The sequence below is a fragment of the Microcoleus sp. PH2017_12_PCY_D_A genome (assembly GCF_020738565.1).
GTDB lineage: Bacteria > Cyanobacteriota > Cyanobacteriia > Cyanobacteriales > Microcoleaceae > Microcoleus.
The window spans coordinates 16,296-22,559 of sequence record NZ_JAEQCI010000120.1 but is presented as its reverse complement, the minus strand read 5'-3'; the positions used below and the strand labels follow the sequence as shown (position 1 = coordinate 22,559).

Below are 6,264 nucleotides of genomic sequence, written 5' to 3'. Positions count from 1 at the left end.
GATTACCATAACAAAAACGGTTCCTAGTGCGGACTTTAGTCCGCTCTTAGATTGCGGACTGAAGTCCGCACTACGAACAATTACCAATGACTACTGACTGACTTTCAAGTTTTGAAGTGCTTCCAAAGCTTCGGTTGCTGACGGGTAACGCTGGGGGAAATGGTACAGCACCATCTGGTCTAAAACCCTAGCAAACTCCGGGGTAACAGTTGCATTTTTCTGCCAAATGAGATTGCCTAAATTATCGAGATTGTGTTGTATCGGGCGCATCCCTGTCAAGGCTTGAATCCCGATGATCCCGACAGAATAGATGTCGCTGCAAAATTTCGGCGAACCGATGGCTTGTTCGGGGGGGATGTATTCTTGCTGAGTGCCACCGCCGCGCGATTTGGTTTGACCGTTGCTATTTTGGGAGGTGTTGATTTCTTTGACCGCCCCAAAGTCAATTAATACAATCTTGCCGTCTGATGCGCGCATGATTAAGTTTTGAGGGTGCAAGTCGCGGTGAATTACATTTTGTTTGTGAACGAAGACTAGCACTTCTAAGATATCTTTCAACAAAGCAATAACTTGATGTTCTTCCCAGGGTTGACCTTCGATGAGTTCTTGATACAGTGGTTGTCCTTCGATGAATTGATAGACTAAATAAAAATATCCATCTTCTTCAAATCGAGCTAACAATTCTGGTATGCGATCGTTTTGGCCCAAGCGATATAACACTCGCGTTTCTATATCGAATAGCTTGCTGGTTTTCTCTGATTGGCTTTTCAGGCGCTTGACGAGACACAAAGGTCGATCGGGCAAATTTTCATCTTCAGCCAGATAGGTATCGCTGTACTCGGTGCTCACCAAGTGTTCTCGGATTCGGTAACGCATCCGCAGCAGCTTTTCCAACGGCTGATGGACAGGAGGTTTAGGGAGTTCTGTGCCTTTTTGTACAGTTCTCATCATAGAGTCCCAAAGATTTGCTCCGACTACTTTTTCTTCTAGTTCAATAATTCCAGCTTGCTTCAGTACCTTGGTGAGGTCTTTCCACAAGTTGTACCCGACACCGCGCGCCAGGAAGCCCACTGCGTAGTAGCGGGCGATCGGATAGTGTTCCTTTATTTCTTTGTAGGTCAAACCCTGTACAACGCCTTGAATTATCGCCTTTTGCAAAGGCTTTAGGCGTTTTCCCGTTTGTTCGCAGACAAGATTATCCAAACAAATGATTGCTTCTTCTATATTCATAGGTTTCATCAGTTAAATTGATTTTGCAGCTACAAATTTTATCGGTATCTTTTTGTTATATACGGTTTACTTAAAATTTAGTATTTTTTTCAAATCTTGAAATATATCTTGATAAATATGACTTTTATGAAACTAAAATTATGACTTTTATGAACTTGATTGAGTTGACAAATAGAACGTAGGGTGCGTCGCCACGAACAACTTTCACTGCTATTCAAAGATTTTAGAGATCCGCACCCTACAGATTATAAAGGGAATGAATAACCCGGATTTGGTATCACTCGCAGCGCCGGTTCTGAGGTTGCTGCGCTAACAGCTTGCGATGACAGTTACAGCAACCCCCACATGGCGTGAGGGCATAAATAACCACTAAATTAAGAAGGGCTCTCTTCCCAACAACGTACCTCATATTTTTGAGAACCGCTATCTACTGAAAGTGCAGCATTTTCACTACCAAGAAAACGCTTAATTATTTAATCTTATTCACGTAGCCCCACAAACTGTAATCGCGGCTCAGCCAACCCCGGAAAAAAGCCATTTGACTCGGATCTTCTTGCACTCGTTTGTAGCGGTAAATAATCCGTTCGTTAATCATTTGCAGCGCCGTATTTTTATTATTAGCGACTTTTAGCGCATCCCTCGTGCGCGCATCAAAAACACCAGTTTGCGGCAATCCTAAAGCTTGCTGCAAAAATGTAATAGAATTGTTAATACCAAAATTAACAGCAGTGTCAAACATGACGATCGCCAAAGCAGGCTGCATCGTACCCGAAAGGCTCGAATCCCAGTAATATTTATAAATTTCTAGGAGCTCTGCTTCCGACATCTGCGTCACGTCGAGGGGCGGCAGCCCGCGACTGTAGCGGTAGGAGTTGTATTCCGTTTGCAGGATGCCCCGATAGGTTCTGCCGCCCTTATCTGCGGGGTGATTGCTGAATCCGCCCTCAAAATATAGGGTGAAATAAAGGGCTGTTTGAAATACTCGCTGCCGAAAGTCGGCTGTCTGCTTTTGCGCGAGAGTCTTTTGGGCAAAGGGTAAGGGGATTGCTAAGGCTAACAAGAGTATCCCCAGCAGAAGGTTTGGTTTCCACTTGATGTGATGTTGGCGCTGTGTCGCTTGCTTCTGGCTCATAAATTCTCTGTGACGATCGCCCGTAGTTCCGCTAAAACTGCTACTCTGCAAAATAATCTAGATTCAACCTTTAACTTGATAGCACAGATAGGCCGCCAAATGAATTCCGATTTTCGCAACCAATCCGAAACACCTCAATTAGAAGATGCTGCATCGCTGACTGTCGTTGCAGAAACTTATTACTCCCAAGGCAATTTAGCAGCCGCCGTCGCTGCTTGTCGCCGAGCTCTGGAATTGCAACCGAATTGGGCGGCTGCTTACGTGACAATGGGTAACGTGCAGCAAGCAAGCGGCCAGATTGAGGAAGCAATGCGGTTTTATTCTGAGGCGATCGCCCTCAATCCCGATTTTGCTGAGGCCTATGCTAATTTGGGGAGTATGCTCTACAAACAAGAGCGTTTGGTAGAGGCGATCGTCAATTACCAAAAGGCGATCGAACTCAAACCAACTTTGGCTGCTGCTTACTGGAATTTGGCAGGGGCACTGAAGCAGCAAGGGCAGTCGGATGCAGCCGTAGCCTACGAGCAAAAAGCTCTCGAACTCAATCCCCATCTGGCTGAGGTAGATTTTCACATAAATTTAGGCGATAAATTAGCGCGGCAGGGGAAGTTAGATGAGGCGGTGGCTGCATGGCAGCGGGCGATCGCATTCAAACCCGATTTACCCGAAGCCTACTGTCAAATTGGGATAATTCTGCGCCACCAGGGCAAAGCAAAAGAAGCCATACCCAACCTGCAAAAAGCCCTAGAAATCAAACCGGATTTTATTGCTGCCCACCAACATTTGTGCGGAATCCTCCGAGATACTAGCGATTTAGCGGCCGCGCGGCAAGCCGTGCACAAATACAGCCAAATGTGCGCCGAAACCGATCCAATTATGACGGCGATTTACTACGTCAGCACCTATCAAGTCTCGGGATTGAATCAAATTGCGGGCGATCGATTTTTAGAGTTAGAGTCGTACTTGCAACAAAACTTAGAAACGGCTAGCTCGGTAGAAATTAAATCGCTTTATGCAAACTTCTTATTCAGCACGCCCTACGTGCGAGATGACTTAGCAGCCAACTCTAAACTTTACAGATTAATTGCCCAAAAGTATATCGAAAAATGTATCAAACCTAATTTTTCTCAACCCGCAAATTACAGTTTTAAACCACAATCCCCAGCCAGCAAATTAAAAATAGGGTTTTTGTCCAATCACTTCAGCCGTCATTCTGTAGGTTGGTGCAGCGCTGACATCATTCGCGAATTGTCCGCCATCACACCCAATTTATATCTGTACGCTTCCGAAATAATTACTCCTGACGATCGCACTCAACAATTTGATAGTTTGGGAAAACTCACTTTCCCCAAAACTTACCCAAACGGACTTGCCAAGTCCGCAGAAATTATCAACCAAATTCAGCAAGACCGATTAGACGTTTTAGTCGATTTAGATTCTCTCAGCGTCCCAATTCACGCTGAAATTCTTCACCAAAAACCCGCACCAGTTTGTGTTTCTTGGCTCGGATTTGACGCCCCTTACATATCCTCGGAAAATTACTTTCTTACAGACTGGCATTCGCACCCAGCAGGTCTGGAAAAATATTATGACGAGCAGCTAATTAGGATGCCGGATTCTTTTGTAGCCGTGTCAGGATTTCAGAGGTATGGAGTGGATCCGGTGGCGTTGAGAAAGTCAAATCGGATCGGTTTAGATCAGATTGTTTACCTGTGCGTCGCTCCAGGTCGAAAATTCAATTCCGACTTGGTAAAATCACAAGTCGCAATTCTCAAACAAGTGCCGAACAGTATTTTAATTCACAAGGCTTTGGGCGATGCTGGGGTATTTGAGGGTGCGTACCATCAAGCTTGTGAAGCTGAGGGAGTTAGCCGGCACAGAATTAAGTTTTTGCCGAGGTTTGCTACGGAGGAAGAGCACAGAATTGTCTATTTGCTGGCTGATGTTTTGTTAGATTCTTATCCTTATAATGGAGGTACTCACACTTTAGAGGCTTTGTGGTTTAATTTACCGGTGGTGACTCGCACGGGAGAACAGTTTTTGTCGAGGATGGGTTATTCGTTTTTGCAGGCTTTGGGAATGGAAAGTAATGCGGCTTGGTCTTGGGCGGAATATGTGAATTTGGGTGTAAAGTTGGGCAAAGATGCTGAATTGAGGAAGGCAATTCAATCACAGTTGGTGAAGTCTAAAGACGCAGCTAATTTGTCGCCGCTGTGGAATCCGAAAAAGTTTGCTGGTGATATGTATGCGGTGTTTGAAAAGTTGTGTAAAAAATGACCGCGAGTGCATAGGTTTGTAGTGAGGACTTTAGTCCTCTCATTGATGCGGACTAAAGTCCTCACTACAAACCGAGCCCGTAGGGTGCGTCAGGCTAAACAATCGGCAAGGCGATGGAAGATTAAATCCTGACGCACCCTATAATTACAACTGAATAGATAGTATAATATCTACTGGAATTACCGCGATTAAATAGGTTTGTAGTGAGGACTTTAGTCCTCTCATTGATGCGGACTAAAGTCCTCACTACAAACGGAGAAAGGTGATTTGATCGAAGGCTATTTAACTACTGACTACTGACTGCTGACTAATGACACTACCAACAATTAAGTTTTTGAAACAGCCGAGTTCGGAAGCTTGGATCGAACAGGCGATCGCCCATTTGGATACAATTTTATTAGATCATTCTCACTGCGAGCGGAAAGCGGCGGGAGTAGCGTTAAATTTAATGTTTCGCTACCCAGCACGGGAAAAATTGGTGCGGATGCTAACGGCGATCGCCCGCGAAGAATTGGAGCATTTCGAGCAAGTCAACCAGCGCTTAGAAGAGCGCGGGATCCCTTTGGGCCCTTTGGCTGCGCCTCCCTACGGTGGGGGTTTGTCCGCCCAAATTCGCAAGCAGGAACCGGAGAGACTTTTGGATTCTTTGTTGGTTTCTGGTTTGATTGAAGCGCGCAGTCACGAACGGTTGGGGTTGCTGGGCGATCGCTGTCCCGATGCCCAATTAGCTAAGTTTTACCGCAGTTTGATGGCTTCGGAAGCGCGCCATTACGGTGTATATTGGATTTTGGCAACAACTTATTTCGATCGCGCTCTTGTGATTGAGCGGCTGGAGCAATTATCATTGGTAGAAAGTCAGTTGCTGGCAACTCTTTATCCTGAACCGAGAATTCATAGTTAAAAGTTGGGTGCATTTCCAGACTGTAAAACACTAATTATCAGTAAAATTACAGTTGCCAAAGTCAAAAAATAAGTATACTTCACAACAACCGATGAAAACCCAACATCTCGATTTTTTAATTCGCTCCTGGGAAACGCGCGATCGGGCTGAGGCATTCCATTTAATTCAGAATGTTTTAGCAGAGTACGGTTTACAATGCGAACCTTACGGAGCCGATCGAGATGTCTATGATGTAGAACTCCACTATCAGAATAAAGGCGGCGAATTTTGGGTAGTTGAACGGCAAGATAAAATAGTGGGTACGGCGGCTTACTACCCGATCGAGCGCGGGAAAAATGCCGTAGAAATTCGCAAAATGTATATTTTGCCAGCAGCAAGGAAACAAGGTTTGGGGAAATTTTTACTGCAAGAATTGGAAAGTAAAATTATCGCTCGCGGCTTTGATGAAATCTGGATAGAAACTGCTAGCGTTCTCAAAGAAGCTGTGAAAATGTACGAAACTAGCGGATATCTGCCGACAACGGGTGTTGAAACAGCAAGGTGCGATCGGGTTTACGTAAAATGTTTGGGTTAGAAGCAAAGTCTAAGAAACCGGGTTTCTGAGAAAATCTCGGTTGGTTGCAAAATATCTCGGAAGAAACCCGGTTTCTCAGAAGTTTTCTATTTTGCAAAGTGCCAAGTCTAAGAAACCGGGTTTCTGAGAAAATCTCGGTTGGTGACGACA

Annotated in this window: 5 protein-coding genes; 3 read left to right on the top strand and 2 right to left on the bottom strand. The window is 45.0% G+C overall.

From position 1 onward, the window contains the following. Positions 1 to 90: 90 nt before the first annotated feature. Entirely contained in the window at positions 91 to 1,239 is a 1,149-nt protein-coding gene (locus JGK39_RS27575) for a serine/threonine-protein kinase (protein ID WP_293256870.1), read from the bottom strand. Between the two features lie 460 nt (positions 1,240 to 1,699). Beyond that, positions 1,700 to 2,362: a glycosyl hydrolase 108 family protein gene (locus JGK39_RS27570; protein ID WP_293298073.1), complete on the bottom strand. Its 663-nt coding sequence runs from the start codon at positions 2,360 to 2,362 to the stop codon at positions 1,700 to 1,702. A gap of 99 nt (positions 2,363 to 2,461) precedes the next feature. Between JGK39_RS27570 and JGK39_RS27565 the strand changes: the two genes are divergently transcribed. The 3 genes from JGK39_RS27565 (at position 2,462) to JGK39_RS27555 (ending at position 6,114) form a co-directional block, all read left to right on the top strand. Beyond that, positions 2,462 to 4,639 (top strand): tetratricopeptide repeat protein, encoded by a 2,178-nt coding sequence (locus JGK39_RS27565; RefSeq protein ID WP_293256876.1) that lies wholly within the window; start codon positions 2,462 to 2,464, stop codon positions 4,637 to 4,639. 310 nt (positions 4,640 to 4,949) lie between these two features. After that, positions 4,950 to 5,540, top strand: coding sequence for a tRNA isopentenyl-2-thiomethyl-A-37 hydroxylase MiaE (gene miaE, locus JGK39_RS27560; RefSeq protein ID WP_293256879.1), 591 nt, complete (start codon positions 4,950 to 4,952; stop codon positions 5,538 to 5,540). A gap of 91 nt (positions 5,541 to 5,631) precedes the next feature. Then, positions 5,632 to 6,114 carry a GNAT family N-acetyltransferase gene (locus tag JGK39_RS27555; RefSeq protein ID WP_293256882.1) on the top strand — a complete coding sequence of 161 codons (483 nt, stop codon included), beginning with the start codon at positions 5,632 to 5,634 and terminating at the stop codon, positions 6,112 to 6,114. Positions 6,115 to 6,264 lie beyond the last annotated feature (150 nt).